Origin of the sequence: Halococcus morrhuae DSM 1307, from assembly GCF_000336695.1 — an archaeon.
Classification (GTDB): Archaea; Halobacteriota; Halobacteria; order Halobacteriales; family Halococcaceae; genus Halococcus; species Halococcus morrhuae.
Map to the genome: position 1 here is coordinate 1 of NZ_AOMC01000110.1, position 917 is coordinate 917.

The 917-nt window shown below is 57.6% G+C and carries 1 pseudogene; it reads right to left on the reverse strand.

Annotation, left to right across the window (positions count from 1 at the left end):
* Positions 1-770: 770 nt before the first annotated feature.
* Positions 771-917 (reverse strand): annotated as a pseudogene (locus C448_RS15960) (ISH3 family transposase); the annotation flags it as partial.

Sequence of the window (917 nt, forward strand, 5' to 3'; positions counted from 1 at the left end):
CTATGTAACTTTTCTTACACTATCTCGGTGCTTCTCTCACTATCGCTACGAAGACGGTCGGATTGGGCGTAGATTCATATCCGATGGCAGGAGGATCGGGTGCTATGCCCTTCGAGTGTCCGACGTGCCCGTCTGCGTTCGACACCAGACGAGGGCTTGGTGTGCATCACAGCCTCGTTCACGACGAGCGGCTACCGAATAGGGAATGTGCTAGCTGCGGTGAGGAGTTCTACTGTTCGTACGCGAAAAAATACTGCTCTGACGAATGTCGGTATGGAGATCTATCGTTCGAGGACGAGGCAAATCCGAACTATCGGGGCGGAAAGGAGCAGACGGTTTGTCGAATCTGTGGTGTCGAGTTCGATTATTACCCGTCCGAGAAACGGGGTCTCTACTGCCCCGACTGTGTCGAAAACGGATCGTGGCAACACTCCCCGGACGTTGACGGCTCAAACAATCCTCGATGGAACGGCGGGAAGATCGAGCGAAAATGTGAGATCTGCGATACGGCCATCGAGCGATATCCGAGCAACTTTACAGGCGACGTGGCCGTGTGTAGCGAAGAATGCCGTCGAACTTGGCTGTCCCGAGCGTTCACCGGTTCCGGCCATCCAAACTCAGTTGATCACATTGACACAGTCCCGACGCCGTCCAGCAGGCGCTGAATTTGTATAACCGATGCCCGAACGGACATCGGAANCGCTGTCGGCGGCGATCGCCGCCGACGCGACAGTGTCGCCACTCACGACCAACGCCCTGATTGGGCGCAGCTACCGGAAGAACCGATCGCCTAGTGACTGATTCGCTGGAACAGACCTACGTACTCCAAGTGCTGTCCAGGCTGCTCGGAGTCCCATCTCGCAGAACTCCGTGAACGGCCACTTCCAGAGGCGGCGCCCCCCGCGGCGGGGCGCCGC